Genomic DNA, 19833 nt, shown 5'->3' with positions numbered 1-19833 from the left:
GCTCCTAGTTCCATTCATTTTCTTCCTTAAATTCGTTGTTCATCATGAAGTTGATGGCTTCACGAATTTCCTTGCCCTCGTAGATGACTTGATAAATAGCTTGAGTAATAGGCATATAGACATCCAATTCTTGAGCCAGCTCATAGGCTGCCTTAGTGGTTGAAATCCCTTCGATGATCATACCCATGTTGGCTTCGATATCTTCTAGTTTTTCACCGCGACCGAGGGCATCCCCCGCTCGCCAGTTACGAGAGTGGATGGAAGTGCCTGTCACGATCAGATCCCCAACTCCGGATAGTCCACTATAGGTCAAGGGGCTAGCTCCAAGTTTCACTCCTAGACGGGTAATCTCAGCTAGTCCACGCGTGATAATAGCAGCCTTGGCATTGTCTCCGAATCCAAGTCCGTGGAGGGCCCCAGCTCCGACTGCAATGATGTTTTTAAGAGCACCAGCAGTCTCTACCCCAATCACATCTGTATTGGTATAGAGGCGGAAGTAGTGGTTACTGAAGAGCTCTTGAACGTAACGAGCTGTTTCTAAATCTTTAGAAGCTGCTGTGATCAGAGTGATGTCGCGAACAATGGTTTCTTCAGCATGACTTGGACCAGACACGACCACAATCTCGCTACGTAGAGAAGCAGGGATTTCCTCTTCTAAGATTTGAGAAATCCGTTTGTGAGTATTTGGTTCTAATCCTTTGGACGCATGCATGACCTTAACAGGATGGTCTAAGAGTTCGGCCACTTGCTTGGCAACGAGTCGTGTTACCTTGGTTGGGACGACAAAGAGGACAGCATCTGCTCCAGAAAGGGCTTCGTTCAAGTTGTGGTAAGCCTTGATCCCTGGATCTAGCAGGACATCCTTAAAGAAGCGTTTGTTGGTATGTTCGTGATTGATTTCGTCGATTTGTTCTGGGACGTTTCCCCAGATCCGCACTTCATGGCCATTATCATGGAGGACTTGAGAAAGGGCAGTTCCCCAAGAACCAGGACCGATGACCGCAACGATTTGTTTATCCATAGTATTCTCCTTCGTGAAGATTTCATTTCTATTTTACCATACTAAAAGGAAAAAAACTCACTTGACATAGGAAGATTTTAAGGGAAAACAATTATGATTTCGGTGATAAAAAATATTTATCAGGCCCTTAAAAAATACATATTAGACGCTCTTGAAGTGGGATGATAAAATAGGGAATAGAAATATCAAAGGAGGGAAGGTCATGTGTAGAACGATTGTTGGAGTCTCTGCCAATCTATGTGCAGTGGATCCAGATGGGAAAAATATCCATTCGTCTGTATCTTGTAAGTTTGCGGAAACCATTAAGCAAGTAGGTGGCCTTCCAATGGTTATCCCAGTGGGAGACCCATCTTTTGCCAAGGATTATATCGAAACAGTGGACAAGCTCATCCTCAGTGGGGGGCAAAATGTTCATCCTAGATTTTATGGAGAAGAGATCGCCATCGAGAGTGACGACTACAATCTCGAGCGCGATCAGTTTGAATTGGCCTTGTTAAAAGAAGCAGTCCGTCAAAACAAGCCGGTTCTAGCCATCTGCCGAGGGGTTCAGTTGGTTAATGTCGCCTTCGGTGGGACTCTCCATCAAGAAGTGGAAGGGCACTGGCAAGGCCTTCCTTTTGGTACTTCTCATTCGATTGAGACCAAAAAAGGCAGCGTGGTGGAGCGCCTCTTTGGACAAGCTAGCCAGATCAATTCTGTTCATCGCCAGAGCATCAAGGACTTGGCGCCTAACTTTCGAGTGACAGCCATTGACCCACGCGACCAGACCATTGAAGCTATCGAAGCAGTGGATGGTCATCGCATCATTGGCTTGCAGTGGCATCCAGAGTTCCTAGTCAAAGAAGAAAAAGGCAATCTCGAACTCTTCCGCTATCTGTTACAAGAATTGTAAAATCTTTAGGTTTTTTTAAGGAGAAAGAGGTAAACTAGTCTCATCAACAAAGACCTCCTAACTTTGTTTGATACAGTTTACTTTTTTTATATAATCTCTTGCAAAAGTCTCCTCCTTTGAGGGGGCTTTTGTGTGTTTGTCAGAAAAAATACGAATAGTAGTAGAGGGGGGACGCTAGGGCAAAGTGATGGTATAATAGAAGAGATAGAAACTATTTAGATAAAAGAGGAATGATGATGACAAAAATTCGTGGATTTGAACTTGTATCAAGCTATACCAATCAGGACTTGCTACCAAAACGGGAGACAGCACACGCAGCTGGTTACGACTTAAAGGTGGCAGAACGCACGGTGATTGCTCCTGGGGAAATCGTCCTAGTCCCAACTGGGGTCAAGGCCTATATGCAACCAACTGAGGTGCTCTATCTCTATGACCGTTCCTCTAATCCTCGCAAAAAAGGCCTGGTCTTGATCAATTCTGTTGGGGTAATTGATGGGGATTACTATGGCAATCCAGGAAATGAAGGCCATATCTTTGCTCAGATGAAAAACATCACGGACCAAGAAGTCGTCCTTGAAGTCGGGGAACGTGTGGTTCAGGCTGTCTTTGCTCCTTTCTTAATTGCAGATGGAGATGAGGCGGATGGCGTGCGGACTGGTGGATTTGGGTCGACAGGGAAATAGAGGAATAAAATGGCAGACTATTTATTAGTTGTAGACATGCAGTCAGATTATGTTGCTGTAGGAAAAGCATATCATGAAGAACTGACTACAGCTGTAAATGACAAAATTGCTACCTATCCTAGCGACCGAGTTATCTATATTCTCAATCGTTTTTTCTGGGAGAGAAAAGATAGAAAGAAGAAATTTGCGACCGACTTGCTGGTTGTATCTTCTCGTATTTTTGAAAAGCGTCGGGCTTCTTGCTTTACTAATCCAGATTTAAAAAATTTTTTAGAGGGAAACAGTGCTAAAAGTATAGAGTTTGTAGGGGTAGATGGCAATGGCTGTGTCAAGGCTTCCGTTTTGGCAGCTGTCAAGGAGAATTATCAGGTTTCTGTCGATTTGTCTGCTGTCGGAGTTGCCAACCAAAAGAAATTCTCTAAAACACTGAAGCAGTGGCAAGATTGCGGAATCAAGATTGGATAGTTTTATGGGGATCTTAATATGAAGATTATCTTTGTCCGTCATGGGGAGCCAGATTATAGTATGCTTGATAAACTTGAAAATCCGCGACTCTATAGTGGTTTTGGTCGTGATTTAGCACCATTGACAGGAAAAGGTCGCAGTCTGGCAAAAGAAGTTGCTAAAACTGCATGTTTTGGAAAGGCAGAGATTATTATTTCATCGTCTGTGACGAGGGCTTTAGAAACAGCACATTATATAGCAGTTGAAACAGGATTGGACTTGTTTGTGGAGCCGTTTTTTCATGAGTGGCGTCCAGACATAGATGGCACTAACTCTGATTTAACTAGTGTATTGGTAGCTCATGAATATTATCTAAAACATCAAGGAGCTTTATCTGAAGATTCTCCTTATCGCTATGAAACTGATCTAGAGATGCGTCATCGTTTTTTAAGAGCTTTGGAAAAATATAAAAATTATAAAACTATTATCATTGTAACTCACGGAATGCTCATGCGCCAGTTTGTGCCAAATGAGAAGATTGATTTTTGCCAAGTGATTGAGTGTGAGATAGAGATTTAGAAAGAGGTTTATCATCGCTAAGAAAAAAACGACTTTTATTTGTCAAAATTGTGCCTATAATTCACCCAAATACCTAGGGCGCTGTCCTAACTGTGGTTCTTGGTCTTCTTTTGTTGAGGAAGTTGAGGTCGCTGAGGTTAAGAATGCGCGTGTGTCCTTGACGGGTGAAAAGACCAAACCCATGAAACTGGCGGATGTGACCTCTATCAATGTCCATCGGACCAAGACGGAGATGGAGGAATTCAACCGCGTCCTTGGTGGCGGTGTGGTACCAGGAAGTCTCGTCCTCATCGGTGGGGATCCAGGGATTGGGAAATCGACCCTTCTCTTACAAGTATCAACCCAGTTATCTCAAGTGGGAACGGTTCTCTATGTCAGTGGAGAGGAGTCAGCCCAGCAGATTAAGTTACGAGCAGAGCGCTTGGGTGATATCGATAGCGAGTTTTACCTCTATGCGGAAACCAATATGCAGAGCGTGCGAGCAGAAGTAGAGCGTATCCAGCCTGATTTTCTGATCATTGACTCCATTCAGACGATTATGTCTCCTGAAATTTCAGGGGTGCAGGGATCAGTCTCTCAGGTGCGAGAGGTAACGGCTGAGCTCATGCAGTTGGCCAAGACCAATAACATCGCCATCTTTATTGTTGGCCATGTGACCAAGGAAGGAACCTTGGCAGGGCCTCGGATGTTGGAGCACATGGTGGATACAGTGCTCTACTTTGAGGGCGAGCGCCATCACACCTTCCGGATCCTGAGAGCGGTCAAGAACCGTTTTGGCTCCACCAATGAGATTGGGATCTTCGAGATGCAATCAGGTGGCTTGGTCGAGGTCCTCAATCCGAGTCAGGTCTTTCTGGAAGAACGCTTGGATGGGGCAACTGGATCGTCCATCGTGGTCACCATGGAAGGGACGCGTCCGATTCTAGCAGAAGTGCAGGCCTTGGTGACACCGACCATGTTTGGTAACGCCAAGCGGACGACAACTGGGCTTGATTTCAATCGGGCCAGTCTCATCATGGCAGTGCTAGAAAAACGCGCAGGCCTCTTGCTCCAAAATCAGGATGCCTATCTCAAGTCTGCAGGTGGCGTCAAATTGGATGAGCCGGCTATCGACCTAGCGGTTGCAGTTGCTATTGCCTCAAGCTACAAGGACAAACCAACCAACCCGCAGGAGTGTTTCGTCGGAGAGTTGGGTTTGACCGGAGAAGTTCGTCGAGTTAATCGGATCGAGCAACGAATCAATGAGGCGGCGAAACTTGGATTTACAAAAATCTATGTACCAAAGAATTCCTTGACAGGTATCAAACCAGCTAAGGAAATTCAGGTGATTGGAGTGACAACTATCGGCGAAGTCTTGAAGAAGGTTTTTGGCTAGGCGGATTGGAATCGGCTGACAATCTGGAGAAAAGATGGTAAGATAGAGGGTGAATAATTTGGGATTCAAACTATTTTACCAACCAGAAAGGAAGTTGTATGTCCTATTTTGAGAATTTTTTAAAAGCCAATCAAGCCTATGTTGATTTACACGGAGATCTCCATCTCCCTATCAAACCGAAAACGCAGGTGGCGATTGTGACCTGTATGGACTCGCGTCTCCACGTGGCACCAGCGCTGGGGCTTGCCCTGGGGGATGCACACATTTTACGGAATGCTGGAGGGCGTGTGACAGAGGATATGATTCGATCCTTAGTTATCTCTCAGCAACAGATGGGAACCCGCGAAATCGTAGTTTTACACCACACTGACTGTGGAGCGCAAACCTTTGAAAATGAAGCCTTTCGTCACCATCTAAAAGAGGAACTTGGAGTTGATGTTGGGGATCAAGATTTCCTTCCTTTTCAAGATATTGAAGAAAGTGTCCGAGAGGATGTCGCACTTTTAAAAGCCTCCCCCCTAATTCCAGACGATGTGATTATTTCAGGTGCAGTCTATGATGTGGATACAGGATTTATCTCGGAAGTTCTTTAAATAGGAAGAAAGATTAGAAGCAAATGGCAACAACTTCGGTTGAAAGCGATTTGCTTTTTTTTCTTCCTTTTAAAAAAATGTGTTCTGCAAGGAAAAAAAATGATAAGAGGTGTTAAATGGTTCGGAAAATCAAACAAAAAAGCGTATTCAAGGAGTAAAATTGTAACATTTTGACACACTGTGTTTTTATAGTCGCAACAAATTGACACACTATGTAGCATTTGTTACAATTTTGTCTGTATCATGTTATCATGAAATATAAATGAGGAGATCCACTTTAAATGAAGGATATTTATAATCGACGCCAGCGATTTTCCTTACGGAAATATAGTGTTGGTGTCTGTTCGGTATTGTTAGGGACAGCCCTCTTTGCGGCGGGAGCAACATCAGCTTCTGCGGAAGAAGTTGCATCTACATCTGAATCTGCTGAAGCGACTGCAGCAAGTGAGTCGCAAGCAGAACCGGAGTCTGCGAAGGAAGAAGAGGCAGCATCGACTGCTCCTAGTACCTATGCAGAAGGTGCACCTGTGGCACCGAAGGTTGACCTATCTAACTCATCTCTTGCTGCTGAAGTTAAGGAAGAGGTGGCACTCACACCTTTAGAAGCCCTTGCTAAAGCAGGAATTGCTGTACCATCAGAATCCACTAGCAAGAAAACAGAGGAAGAGGCAAAAGCGGCTACGAAGGCAGAGGCATCTGCTAAGTCTGAGAAAGCAGCTTCCACTACAGCAACTAGTGAGAACGCTGATCTTGCTGAAACAAGTGAAGTGGCACCGACACATACACCAGAAGTTTCTGCTACTTTGGATGCCATTCGCCTTGATGCAACAGCTAATAATGAAACAGCTGTGGCACAACCACGTGTCAATCGTGCAGCGCTTTACTCTGCAGCAACAGACACTGTAAATGCAGGTGCTTTAGCTACTAATGGTGGACGTCGTCGTAGCCGTCGTGCTGTAGACGATCATAATGTAACGCCAGTAGAAATTACTACCTATTTAAAACCAGGTGAAACTGCAAATCCAAGCATGGTTGATGCCAACGGTGCAAGTGTTCGTTCACAAACAGTACCATCAGGATATGCTGCTAAAGAAGGCGATGTCTACACCTATAGTATTGTAGACCTTACTCGTTTCAATGAACGGTATCATACAAACTACTACACACGTGCTTATAAGAGATTTGATGCTTCGACAGATACGACTGTTGAATTGATCGATAAAAACACTGGCAATGTAGTAGAAACCAGAAAGATTACTGCCTCTAGTGGTATTCAAAAATTCACTACTACTGCTACTGCATCTAGAGGAGAATTAACTTGGCAAGTTGATTTCGATAAAGGATTAGGTACAGGACCTGGAAAGACAGACCAACCATTCATCCAATTAGGGTATGAAGTTGGGGCAAGTATCCAAGCTTTAGTAGCTCCAGGACATAACCTTACTCCGGATGAGAAAAAATTATACGATGATGTTTATGCTGCTCGTACATCAACAGATATTATCAATGTTGTAGAACCAGCTTATAACGGTCGTACGATTACAGATACTAATGCCAAGATTCCAGTATCAGTTAATAAAACAACTTACTATAAAGTAGTTGATAAAAACAATCCAACATTTAACGCAAATAAAACGGATGTAACTGTTCAAGATTATAAAGAAAATGGCAATGAAGTTGATTTAGCTTCATACACTCTTAAAGCTATGGAAGGGCAAAACTTCACAGCATCTGGAGAGCGTCAATTTGATGGTTACAAATTGTATCAAGCAGCTGATGCAAATGATCAATCAGGTTATGTAAGTCGCCCTTACAAAGTTGGAACTAAATTCATGGACGCTGAGCGTGCAGGAATTAAACGGATTAAAGAAATCGTAGGGGAAGATGGAACTGTAGTCGTTCGTGTTTACTTACTAGATCCAAAACAACAAAGCAAACGTTCTGACGGTACCTTGAGCACTGATGGCTACATGTTGCTAGCAGAAACCAAGCCTATTAAACCTGGTGATTATAACAAACAAGAATTAAATGTTAAGAAATCACCTCTTAACACCATTCCTTTCACAGATAGTAAAGGTGTAAACTATCCAAACGGTAAAGAAGTTCCATTTGACTTCCAAAAAGCTGGAGGATATATACCATATAAAACTGTATTCGTACCATTCTTAGGAGACAATATTGGTCACCTTTCTCCAAATGAACAATTGGTTCGTGGAGTAAATGGTATCGGTACAAACGTTGACTTGCTTAACTCTTTGACACCGTATAAACAACCGGTTTATTACTATGTCAAACAAGAGCCAGTTGAAGTCACTCCAGAAGTTGAAAAACAATTGGGAGGACGTGTACTAGTTGATGGCGAATTCAACTTCAAGATTAAAGAAAATCAACAAAACAAATCGCTTCCTGGCTATGAAGAAACTGTCACAAACCAAAACGGTAAAGCGACCTTTAGTAAATTAACGTTCAATAAAGTCGGGACCTATACATACACTATCACCGAAAATGCAGGTTCAGACAAAAATGTTGACTACGATGAAATGACTGTTACCATGACGGTTACTGTCACAGAAAACGCTAAAGGTGATTTGCAAGCATCTGTTAAGTACAGTGCGGAAGGCGGATTCAAATCAAGTGCTGACGATAAGGTCTTCAATAACTACGTTGTCGCTCCAGTTAAGACCAAGTTTGACTTTACGAAAGCTCTTGCAGGTCGTGAGTTGAAAGAAGGCGAATTTACATTTGTATTGAAAGATTCAGATGGTAAGACTCTTCAAACTAAGACCAATACCAAAGCAGGTGTTATTGCCTTTGATGACTTGACCTTTAATAATACTCAAGTTGGTACTCACAAGTATACTGTAGAAGAAGTTCAAGGTTCTGAAGCAGGTATGCAATATGATACGATGAAGGCAGAAGTAACGATCACTGTTACTAAAGAAGGTCACGTTCTGAAAGCAACCAACACACTTCCTTCAGATACAGAGTTCAACAATACTTTCACGCCTGCTGCTACACAAGCCCAATTCAAGTTTACTAAGAAATTGGAAGGGAAAGAGCTTACTAAGGATGCTTTCACATTTGAATTGGTTGAAAATGGTAACGTCATCCAAACCAAGAAAAATGCGGCTGATGGAACTATCCAATTCGACGCGATTTCTTACGATAAAGAAGGTTCTCACACTTATACTGTACGTGAAGTAGCTGGAACAGATACAAACATCGACTACGATGATATGAATGCAGTAGTAACTGTTAACGTTACTAAAGATGCTGCATCTGGTATCTTGACTGCTAAGGTTACAATGCCTTCAGATACAGAGTTCAACAACTTTGCGGTTGCTCCAGTTAAGACTCGTTTCGACTTCAGCAAAGCTCTTGCAGGTCGTGAGTTGAAAGCCGGTGAATTTACCTTTGTTTTGAAAGATTCAGATGGTAAGACTCTTCAAACCAAGACAAATACTAAAGAAGGTGTTGTAGCCTTTGATGACTTAACCTTTGATAATACTCAGGTTGGTACTCACAAGTACACTGTAGAAGAAGTTATTCCAGAAAATAAAGAAGCTGGTATGACTTACGATACAATGAAGGCTGAAGTGAGCATCACTGTTACTAAGGAAGGACATGTCCTTAAAGCGACTAACTCGCTTCCATCTGATACAGAGTTCAACAATACCTTCACACCTGGTCCTACACAAGCTCAATTCAAGTTCACTAAAAAATTGGAAGGTAAAGAGCTTACAGCAGATGCCTTCACATTTGAGTTGGTTGAAAATGGCAATGTCATCCAAACTAAGAAAAATGCGGCTGATGGAACTATCCAATTTGACGCGATTTCTTACGATAAAGTAGGTTCTCATACGTACACTGTACGTGAAGTAGCTGGAACAGATACCAACATCGACTACGATGATATGAATGCAGTCGTAAAAGTTGATGTAACGAAAAATGCAGCTACAGGTCTTTTGAGCGCATCTGTTACAATGCCAGAAGATACTGAATTCAACAACTATGCAGTAGCTCCAGTAACCGCTCAATTTGACTTCAGCAAAGCTCTTGCAGGACGTAAACTTAAAGATGGTGAATTTAGCTTCGTATTGAAAGATGCTGAAGGAAATACCCTTCAAACTAAGACAAACGATGCTGATGGTAAAGTGAAATTCGATGCCTTGACATTTACCAATACTCAAGTGGGTGTTCATAAGTACACTGTAGAAGAAGTAGCTGGATCAGAAGCTGGTATGGAATATGACCAAATGAAGGCTGAAGTAACGATCACAGTTACTAAGTCAGGTCATGCTCTTACAGCAACAAAAGCTCTTCCAACCGATACAGAGTTCAACAATACCTTCACTCCTGCTGCAACCAATGCTCAATTCCGATTCACTAAGAAATTGGAAGGTAAAGAGCTTACTAAGGATGCCTTCACATTTGAATTGCTTGAAAACGGCAATGTCATCCAAACTAAGAAAAATGCGGCTGATGGAACCATCCAATTCGACGCGATTTCTTACGACAAAGAAGGTACTCATACATACACTGTACGTGAAGTAGCTGGAACAGATACAAACATCGACTACGATTCAATGAATGCAGTCGTTACAGTGAATGTAACTAAGAATGCAGACACAGGTATCTTGAGCGCGGCTGTTGCTATGCCAGAAGATACTGAATTCAACAACTATGTGGTCTCACCAGTTGTGACCAAGTTTGACTTCACTAAGAAGTTGGCTGGACGTAAATTGGCAGCAGGTGAATTCAGCTTCGTATTGAAAGATTCAACTGGTAGAGAAGTTGAATCTGTGCAGAATGATGCTGACGGTAATGTTACCTTCTCAGAATTGTCATTTGATAACACGAAAGTTGGTACTCATACTTATACTGTAGAAGAAGTTATCCCGGCAGACAAAGAATTTGGGATGACTTACGACCAAATGAAGGCTACAGTGACTGTTGAAGTTGCGAAGAACGGTCATTCATTGACAACTGTTACAAACGTGACATCAACTGGTGGTAAAGATGCCAATGGTAACGCTACTGATGGTACTGCAGATAAAGAATTCAACAACAAAGTTACTCCTCCAGAAACTCCAGAATTCCAACCAGAAAAATTTGTCGTTTCTAAAGAGAAATATGACATCACTGGTAACAAGTTGATGGATGACGACGATGAGTTGAGCAATGAGTACACTGAAACAAATGCGGATCCATATGTAGACAAGACAACTAACAATGAACCAGAAAACTTAAATACTAAGACAGTTAAACGTGGTTCTAAATTGGTTTACCAAGTATGGCTTGATACTACGAAATTTACTGAAGCTAACAACATCCAATACGTTGGTGTATCTGATACATACGATGCAGAAAAATTGGACGTTAACGCATCTGACATCAAAGCGTACGATTCAGTAACTGGTGCAGAAGTGACTGCTAAATTCGACATCAAAGTTGAAAATGGCACCATCACTGCAACTTCTAAGGAAGCATTTATCAAGGATAAAGTAAACGCTCCTGTTATCGATACCACTAAGTTCGAATTTGGACGTTACTATAAATTTGATATTCCAGCAACTGTGAAAGAATCTGTTAAAGCTGGTGCTGATATTGAAAATACAGCCAACCAAACAGTTCACGTTTACAACCCAGTAAGCAAGACAGTTGAAAAACCAGAAAAACCTACACAAAAACGTGTCAACAGTGTTCCAGTTCCAGTGGAAATGAACTTCACCAAACGTTTGGAAGGCCGTGAACTTCAAGAGAACGAATTCGAATTCGTATTGAAGAAAGACGGTGTTGAAGTTGAACGCGTGAAGAATGACGCAGCTGGTAAGATTGTCTTCAAGACTCTTGAGTTCGGTCGTGATGATCTTGGTAAGACATACAACTACACAGTTGAAGAAACTCCTGGTACAGATGCAACTGTCACATACGACACAATGGTTGCTACTGTTAAAGTTGTGGTATCACATGATGGTACTGCTAAAGCGATCGTTGCGAACGTAACGGATGCTGCTGATAAAGAGTTCAACAATACAGTAACACCACCAGAAGAACCTAAGTTCCAACCAGAGAAATACGTTGTTTCTAAAGAAAAATACGATATTACTGGTGACAAGCTCGTTGACGATGATAGAGAGTTGGCAGACAAGTACGCAGATACAAATGCGAACCCATATGCGGACGATGCATCAAACAACGAAGCAGAAAACTTGAATACCAAGACTGTTGAACGTGGTTCTAAATTGGTTTACCAAGTATGGTTGGATACAACTAAATTTGATGCAGCTAACAAGGACAACATCCAAACAGTAGGTATCTCAGATAACTATGATGAAGCTAAATTAAATCTTAATACAGCTGACATCAAAGCCTATGACTCTGTAACAGGCGCAGAAGTAACAGATAAATTCGATATTACTGTGAACAACGGTGTGATCACTGCTAACTTGAAAGCTGGCTTCACGAAGTCACTTGGCGATGCAGAAAACACACAAGTGATCGATACAACTAAATTCGCATTTGGACGTTACTACAAGTTCGACATTCCAACAACAGTGAAAGACGATGTAGTAGCTGGTGCAGATATCGAAAATACTGCGGCTCAAGTTGTTAACTACTACAACCCAACGACTAAGAAGGTTGAAAAACCTGAAAAACCAACTGAAAAACGTGTAAACAATGTTCCAATCTCAGTTGAATTTAACTTCACTAAGAAATTGGAAGGTCGTGAACTGAAAGCTAACGAATTCACATTCGAGTTGAAAGACAGCGAAAATGTTGTGATCGCGACTGCAACCAACGACGCAAACGGTAACTTCAAGTTCACTCCAGTTGACTATACAAACAAAGCTGGTAAAACTGTCACTGCCCTTAAATACCAGAAGGGTCAAGAAGGTACGTACACTTACACTGTAACAGAGGTTAAGGGTACAGATTCAACTGTCACTTACGATACAATGGCTGCAGTGGTAACTGTTAAAGTCAGTCATGATGGTACAGCGAAAGCCTTGATCACAAACGTGACAGAACCTGCCGATAAAGAATTCAACAACCGTGTAACTCCTCCGGAAGAACCTAAGTTCCAACCAGAGAAATACGTTGTTTCTAAAGCGAAATTCGATATCACAGGTACTAAGCTCGTTGATGACGATTCTGAATTGACAGATAAATATGGCGAAACAAATACAAACCCATATGTCGACACAACTGCCAACAACGAAGATGAAAACTTGAATACGAAACCAGTTGAACGTGGTCAAAAACTTTACTACCAAGTATGGTTGGATACAACTAAATTTGACGCAGCTAACAAAGACAATATCCAAACAGTAGGAATCACAGATAACTACGACAAGGATAAATTGACTGTTAATGCTTCAGATATCAAGGTTTACGATTCAGTTACTGGTGTAGATGTTACGACTAAATTCGATATCTCTGATAACAATGGTGTTCTGACAGCTAACCTTAAGGATGGCTTCACTAAGTCACTTGGCGACGCTGAAAACACTCAAATCATTGACACGACTAAATTCGAATTTGGACGCTACTATAAATTTGATATCCCGGCAACAGTGAAAGACGATGTTGTAGCTGGTGCAGATATCGAAAACAAAGCAGCACAAGTTGTTAACTACTACAACCCAGTAAGCAAGACTGTTGAAAAACCAAACAAACCAACTGAAAAACGTGTAAACAGTGTTCCAATCTCAGTTGAATTTAACTTCACTAAGAAATTGGAAGGTCGCGACCTTAAAGCTGGCGAATTCACATTCGAGTTGAAAGACAGCGACAATGTTGTAATTGCAACTGCAACCAACGATGCAGCTGGTAAGATCAAGTTTGCTCCAGTGGATTACACCAATAAAGCTGGTGAAACTGTCACTGCCCTTAAATACAAGAAGGGTCAAGAAGGTACCTACAACTACACAGTAGAAGAAGTTAAAGGAAGCGACGCAACTGTTACATACGATACAATGAAAGCTGTTGTTACAGTTGAAGTTCGTCATGATGGTACAGCGAAAGCCTTGATCACAAATGTGACAGATCCTGCTGATAAAGAGTTCAACAATACTGTTCGTCCTCCAGAAGAACCTAAGTTCCAACCAGAGAAATACGTTGTTTCTGAAGAGAAATTCGATATCACAGGCGACAAGCTCGTTGATGATGATAAAGAGTTGGCAGACAAGGTCGCAGATACCAATGCGAACCCATATGCGGACGATGCATCAAACAACGAAGCTCAAAACTTGAATACCAAGACTGTGAAACGTGGCGACAAGTTGGTTTACCAAGTATGGTTGGATACAACTAAATTTGACGCAAGCAACAAAGACAATATCCAATCAGTAGGAATCTCAGATGACTACGATGAAACTAAGTTGGATCTTGATTCTACTAAGATCAAAGCTTACGATTCAGTAACTGGCGATGATGTAACAGCTAAATTCGATATCGCTGTGAACAACGGTGTGATCACTGCAACCCTTAAAGATGGCTTCACTAAGTCACTTGGCGACGCAGAAAACACACAAATCATTGACACAACTAAATTCGCCTTCGGACGTTACTACAAGTTCGACATCCCAACAACAGTGAAAGCTGATGTTCCTGGTGGTGTGGATATCGAAAATACTGCGGCTCAAGTTGTAAACTACTACAACCCAACCACTAAGAAAGTTGAAAAACCAAGCAAACCAACTGAAAAACGTGTAAACAACGTACCAGTTGAAGTGGAATTCAACTTCACTAAACGCTTGGAAGGCCGTGAACTTAAAGCGAACGAATTCAGCTTCGTACTTAAAGATTCAGAAGGTACAACTCTTGAAACTGTGAAGAACGATGCATCAGGTAACGTTAAGTTCTCTAAACTTGAATTCAAGAAAGGTCAAGAAGGCGTACACAACTACACAGTAGAAGAAGTTAAAGGAAGCGACGCAACCGTTACATACGACACAATGAAAGCGAATGTAACAGTTACAGTGAAACACGACGGAACAGCTAAAGTTCTGATCGCGACTGTAGGCAACATTGCGGATAAAGAATTTAACAACCGTGTAACTCCTCCAGAAGAACCTAAGTTCCAACCAGAGAAATACGTTGTTTCTGAAGAGAAATTCGATATCACTGGCGACAAGCTCGTTGATGATGATAAAGAGTTGGCAGACAAGGTCGCAGATACCAATGCGAACCCATATGCGGACGATGCATCAAACAACGAAGCTCAAAACTTGAATACCAAGACTGTGAAACGTGGCGACAAGTTGGTTTACCAAGTATGGTTGGATACAACTAAATTTGACGCAAGCAACAAAGACAATATCCAATCAGTAGGAATCTCAGATGACTACGATGAAACTAAGTTGGATCTTGATTCTACTAAGATCAAAGCTTACGATTCAGTAACTGGCGATGATGTAACAGCTAAATTCGATATCGCTGTGAACAACGGTGTAATCACTGCAACCCTTAAAGATGGCTTCACTAAGTCACTTGGCGACACAGAAAACACACAAATCATTGACACAACTAAATTCGCCTTCGGACGTTACTACAAGTTCGACATCCCAACAACAGTGAAAGCTGATGTTCCTGGTGGTGTGGATATCGAAAATACTGCGGCTCAAGTTGTAAACTACTACAACCCAACCACTAAGAAAGTTGAAAAACCAAGCAAACCAACTGAAAAACGTGTAAACAACGTACCAGTTGAAGTGGAATTCAACTTCACTAAACGCTTGGAAGGCCGTGAACTTAAAGCGAACGAATTCAGCTTCGTACTTAAAGATTCAGAAGGTACAACTCTTGAAACTGTGAAGAACGATGCATCAGGTAACGTTAAGTTCTCTAAACTTGAATTCAAGAAAGGTCAAGAAGGCGTACACAACTACACAGTAGAAGAAGTTAAAGGAAGCGACGCAACCGTTACATACGACACAATGAAAGCGAATGTAACAGTTACAGTGAAACACGACGGAACAGCTAAAGTTCTGATCGCGACTGTAGGCAACATTGCGGATAAAGAATTTAACAACCGTGTAACTCCTCCAGAAGAACCTAAGTTCCAACCAGAGAAATACGTTGTTTCTGAAGAGAAATTCGATATCACTGGTGACAAGCTCGTTGATGATGATAAAGAGTTGGCAGACAAGGTCGCAGATACCAATGCGAACCCATATGCGGACGATGCATCAAACAACGAAGCTCAAAACTTGAATACCAAGACTGTGAAACGTGGCGACAAGTTGGTTTACCAAGTATGGTTGGATACAACTAAATTCGACGCAGCTAACAAGGACAACATCCAATCAGTAGGAATCTCAGATGACTACGATGAAACTAAGTTGGATCTTGATTCTACTAAGATCAAAGCTTACGATTCAGTAACTGGCGATGATGTAACAGCTAAATTCGATATCGCTGTGAACAACGGTGTAATCACTGCAACCCTTAAAGATGGCTTCACTAAGTCACTTGGCGACACAGAAAACACACAAGTGATCGACACAACTAAATTCGCCTTCGGCCGTTACTACAAGTTCGACATCCCAACAACAGTGAAAGCTGATGTACCTGGTGGTGTGGATATTGAAAATACTGCGGCTCAAGTAGTTAACTACTACAACCCAACCACTAAGAAAGTTGAAAAACCTGAAAAACCAACTGAAAAACGTGTAAACAACGTACCAGTTGAAGTGGAATTCAACTTCACTAAACGTTTGGAAGGCCGTGAATTGAAAGCGAACGAATTCAGCTTCGTTCTTAAAGATTCAGAAGGTACAACTCTTGAAACTGTGAAGAACGATGCATCAGGTAACGTTAAGTTCTCTAAACTTGAGTTCAAGAAAGGCCAAGAAGGCATTCACAACTACACAGTAGAAGAAGTTAAAGGAAGCGACGCAACCGTTACATACGACACAATGAAAGCGAATGTAACAGTTACAGTGAAACACGACGGAACAGCTAAAGTTCTGATCGCGACTGTAGGCAACATTGCGGATAAAGAATTTAACAACCGTGTAACTCCTCCAGAAACTCCAGAATTCAATCCAGAAAAATATGTTCTGAACGAAAAAGAATTTGATTTAACTGGAACTTCATTATTAGATGATGATAAAGAGTTGGCAGACAAGGTCGCAGATACCAATGCGAACCCATATGCGGACGATGCATCTAATAACGAAGCAGCGAATATCAATACTAAATCAGTTAAACCAGGTCAAAAACTTGTTTACCAAGTATGGTTGGATACAACTAAATTTGACGCAGCTAACAAGGACAACATCCAATCAGTAGGAATCACAGATGACTACGATGAGGCAAAAGTCGACGTTGAAGCTTCAGCTATTAAAGCATACGATGGTAAGACTGGTGCGGATGTAACAGCTAAATTCGATATCGCTGTGAACAATGGTGTGATTACTGCAACCCTTAAAGATGGCTTCACTAAGTCACTTGGCGACGCAGAAAACACTCAAATCATTGACACAACTAAATTCGAATTCGGACGTTACTACAAGTTTGATATTCCAGCAACTGTTAAAGCGGATGTTAAAGGCGGAGTAGATATCGAAAATACTGCGGCTCAAGTAGTCAACTACTACAACCCAGTAAGCAAGACTGTTGAAAAACCAAACAAACCAACTGAAAAACGTGTAAACAGCGTACCAGTACAAGTAGAATTCAACTTCACTAAACGTTTAGAAGGACGTGAATTGAAAGCGAACGAATTCAGCTTCGTATTGAAAGATTCAGAAGGTAAAGTTGTTGAAACTGTAAGCAACGATGCATCTGGTAACGTTAAGTTCTCTAAACTTGAATTCAAGAAAGAACAAGTAGGCGAACACAAGTTCACAGTTGAAGAAGTCAAAGGTACTGACGGAACGGTCACTTATGATGCGATGAAAGCAGTAGTAACTGTAGAAGTTAAACATGACGGAACAGCGAAAGCTCTCATCACTAACGTAACAGATCCAGCGGATAAAGAGTTCAACAACCGTGTAACACCTCCAGAAACTCCAGAGTTCAATCCAGAGAAATACATCTTGAACGCTGAGAAATTCGACCTTACTGGTAAGTTACTCCTTGATGATGATAAAGAGTTGGCAGACAAGGTTGTGGATACAAACACAAATCCTTACGCTGATAAAGCTGATAATAATGAAGCAGCGAACATCAACACCAAGACAGTGAACCGTGGCGATAAGGTTGTTTACCAAGTATGGTTGGATACAACGAAATTCACTGAAGCTCACAATATCCAATCAGTAGGAATCTCAGATGACTACGAAGAGGATAAGGTGGATATCAATGTTGCAAACATCAAAGCTTACGACTCTGTAACAGGCGAAGATGTAACAGCTAAGTTTGATATCAAGGTTGAAAATGGTGTGATCTCTGCAACTTCTAAAGCGGACTTGACTAAGTCACTTGGAGACGCAGAAAATACTCCAGTCATCGACACAACTAAGTTTGCCTTTGGACGTTACTACAAGTTCGACATCCCAGCAACAGTGAAAGAAACTGTTAAAGGTGGTGCGGATATTGAAAACACTGCAGCTCAAATCGTACACCAATACGATCCAACAAGCAAGTCAGTGAAGAAACCAAACAAACCAACTGAAAAACGTGTTGTGAATATCCCTGTTTCAGTTGAATTCAACTTCACTAAACGTATGGAAGGCCGTGAGCTTAAAGCTAACGAATTCAGCTTTGTTCTTAAGGATAAAGATGGTAAGACTCTTGAAACTGTGAAGAACGATGCATCTGGTAACGTTAAGTTCTCAGCTCTTGAATTCAAGAAGGGTCAAGAAGGTACTTACAACTATACTGTAGAAGAAGTTAAAGGAACTGATGCAACAGTTACTTATGACACGATGAAAGCAGTTGTAACAGTTGAGGTATCTCATGATGGAACAGCGAAAGCTCTCCTTACTAAGGTAACGGATCCAGCAGATAAAGAATTCAACAATACAGTTCGCCCACCAGAAACTCCAGAATTCAACCCAGAGAAATACATCCTGAACGAATCTAAATTCGATCTTACAGGAACTAAACTTCTCGACGATGATAGTGAGTTGAAGGATAAGGTTGCGGATACAAACGCAAATCCTTATGCGGACGGTACTGCAAACAACGAAGCTCAAAATATCAATACGAAGACACTCAAGAAGGGTGATAAAGTATACTACCAAGTATGGTTGGATACAACTAAATTCACTGAAGCACACAATATTCAATCTGTTGGTGTTACAGATAAATATGACAGTGCAAACTTGAATGTCAACGGAGCTGATATTAAGGCATACGACTCTGTAACAGGAGAAGATGTAACAGCTAAGTTTGATATCAAGGTTGAAAACGGTGTGATTACTGCAACTTCTAAAGCGGACTTGACTAAGTCACTTGGAGACGCAGAAAATACACAAGTCATCGACACAACTAAGTTGGCCTTCGGACGTTACTACAAGTTTGAAATCCCTGCAGAAATTAAACAATCTGCTCAAGAGGGTGTGGATATCGAAAATACAGCTTCACAAATCGTACACCAATACGATCCAACTAAGAAGTCTGTAGAAAAACCAGAAAAACCAACTGAAAAACGTGTAGTCAACATTCCAGTTAAGGTTCAATTCCAATTTACTAAGAAATTGGAAGGTCGTGAGTTGAAGGCTGGTGAATTCAGCTTCGTTCTTAAGGACGAAAAAGGAAATGTGATCGAAACCGTAACCAATGATGCTGCTGGTAAGATCCAATTCTCAGCACTTGAATTCAAGCGTGGTGAAGAAGGAACTCATCTCTACCATGTAGAAGAAATTCGTGGCACAGATTCTAGCGTTGAATACGATAAGATGGTTGCTACTGTGGGTATTATGATTAATAAAGACGGTAAAGTATTGACGGCTGTTACTCAGTTGCCAGAAGATACAGAGTTTAACAACACTGTTATTCCGCCAACACCACCAACAACACCGCCAAATACACCACCAACACCACCAACAACACCGCCAAATACACCACCAACACCACCAACAACACCACCAACACCGCCAACACCGCCAACACCAACAACTCCACCAGCTCCAGCACTTCCTGAAACTGGTGAGGAACAATCAGTTACTGCTGCCTTGTTAGGTGCTGCCCTTGGTATGGTTGGACTTGCAGGTCTTGCAAGACGCAAGAAAAATGAAGACTAATTTGAAAGTACTGGCGTCTTTCTAAGGGTTTCCTCAGAACAATTTAGA

General features: G+C 41.7%; 8 protein-coding genes. 7 read left to right on the top strand and 1 reads right to left on the bottom strand.

All coding sequences use genetic code 11. The features are described from left to right. Positions 1-4 precede the first annotated feature (4 nt). A complete protein-coding gene (locus tag E5S68_RS07325; protein WP_135782944.1) occupies positions 5-1021 on the bottom strand; it encodes an NAD(P)H-dependent glycerol-3-phosphate dehydrogenase in 1017 nt (338 codons plus the stop codon). Between the two features lie 202 nt (positions 1022-1223). Here E5S68_RS07325 and E5S68_RS07320 point away from each other — a divergent pair, with 202 nt between their 5' ends. The 7 genes from E5S68_RS07320 (at position 1224) to E5S68_RS07290 (ending at position 19785) form a co-directional block, all read left to right on the top strand. Then, a complete protein-coding gene (locus E5S68_RS07320; RefSeq protein WP_006597303.1) occupies positions 1224-1913 on the top strand; it encodes a gamma-glutamyl-gamma-aminobutyrate hydrolase family protein in 690 nt (229 codons plus the stop codon). A gap of 236 nt (positions 1914-2149) precedes the next feature. Further along, complete coding sequence (locus E5S68_RS07315; protein ID WP_049522906.1) at positions 2150-2596, top strand: dUTP diphosphatase; 447 nt, start codon at positions 2150-2152, stop codon at positions 2594-2596. 9 nt (positions 2597-2605) lie between these two features. Continuing rightward, on the top strand, positions 2606-3061 hold the full coding sequence (locus tag E5S68_RS07310) for an isochorismatase family protein (RefSeq protein ID WP_135782943.1): 456 nt from the start codon (positions 2606-2608) through the stop codon (positions 3059-3061). Positions 3062-3079: 18 nt separating this feature from the next. Beyond that, positions 3080-3619, top strand: a complete 540-nt coding sequence (locus E5S68_RS07305; protein ID WP_135782942.1) for a histidine phosphatase family protein — start codon at positions 3080-3082, stop codon at positions 3617-3619. 13 nt (positions 3620-3632) lie between these two features. Next, positions 3633-4994 carry a DNA repair protein RadA gene (gene radA, locus E5S68_RS07300; protein ID WP_135782941.1) on the top strand — a complete coding sequence of 454 codons (1362 nt, stop codon included), beginning with the start codon at positions 3633-3635 and terminating at the stop codon, positions 4992-4994. A 98-nt stretch (positions 4995-5092) separates the two neighbouring features. Continuing rightward, entirely contained in the window at positions 5093-5587 is a 495-nt protein-coding gene (locus E5S68_RS07295) for a beta-class carbonic anhydrase (protein WP_135782940.1), read from the top strand. 281 nt (positions 5588-5868) lie between these two features. Then, the gene (locus E5S68_RS07290; RefSeq protein ID WP_135782939.1) at positions 5869-19785 is read left to right on the top strand and encodes a streptococcal pilin isopeptide linkage domain-containing protein; all 13917 of its coding nucleotides are present in this window, start codon (positions 5869-5871) and stop codon (positions 19783-19785) included. Positions 19786-19833: the final 48 nt, after the last annotated feature.

The sequence above is a fragment of the Streptococcus rubneri genome (assembly GCF_004785935.1).
Lineage (GTDB): Bacteria > Bacillota > Bacilli > Lactobacillales > Streptococcaceae > Streptococcus > Streptococcus rubneri.
The sequence above is the reverse complement of the archived record's forward strand: the minus strand, read 5'-3'. Positions and strand labels throughout refer to the sequence as shown.